The organism is Achromobacter sp. GbtcB20 (genome assembly GCF_019091095.1).
In the GTDB taxonomy this organism is placed as follows: Bacteria; Pseudomonadota; Gammaproteobacteria; order Burkholderiales; family Burkholderiaceae_B; genus Achromobacter; species Achromobacter mucicolens.
The window spans coordinates 1-506 of sequence record NZ_JAGXJZ010000205.1 but is presented as its reverse complement, the minus strand read 5'-3'; the positions used below and the strand labels follow the sequence as shown (position 1 = coordinate 506).

1 protein-coding gene is annotated in these 506 nt (G+C 59.9%); it reads left to right on the top strand.

Translation table 11 applies throughout. The annotated features are described in order from the left end of the window. Positions 1–6: 6 nt before the first annotated feature. Complete coding sequence (gene cadR / locus KVT32_RS28590; protein ID WP_003098965.1) at positions 7–405, top strand: Cd(II)/Pb(II)-responsive transcriptional regulator; 399 nt, start codon at positions 7–9, stop codon at positions 403–405. The last annotated feature ends 101 nt before the right edge of the window (positions 406–506 follow it).

The window sequence follows — 506 nt, the reverse complement described above, 5'->3', positions numbered from 1 at the left end:
GCAACCATGATGCGGATCGGTGAACTGGGCAAGAAGGCAGATTGCTTGGTGCAGACCGTGCGCTTTTACGAGTCAGAAGGCTTGCTGCCCGAGCCTGCACGTAGCGAGGGCAACTTCAGGCTCTATGACGAAGTCCATTTGCAGCGCTTGCTGTTCATCCGCCGCTGCCGGGCGAAGGACATGACGCTGGATGAGATCCGTCAACTGCTGAACTTACGGGATCGGCCAGAGTTGGGCTGCGGCGAGGTGAACGCGCTGGTCGACGCTCATATCGCGCAAGTGCGGACCAAGATGAAGGAATTGCGCGCCTTGGAGCGCGAGTTAATGGATCTGCGACGCTCCTGCGATAGCGCCCGAACCTCGCGCGAGTGCGGCATTCTCAACAGCTTGGCCGAGCCCGCCTGAAGCTCGAGCGTGTCATCGGTGCTGGAAGTGATCGGGTCCAGTTCTGAGAGCCACGTGCCGCGCTCCATCATGCGAAAGCGCGCGATTCTGACGTTTTGAGA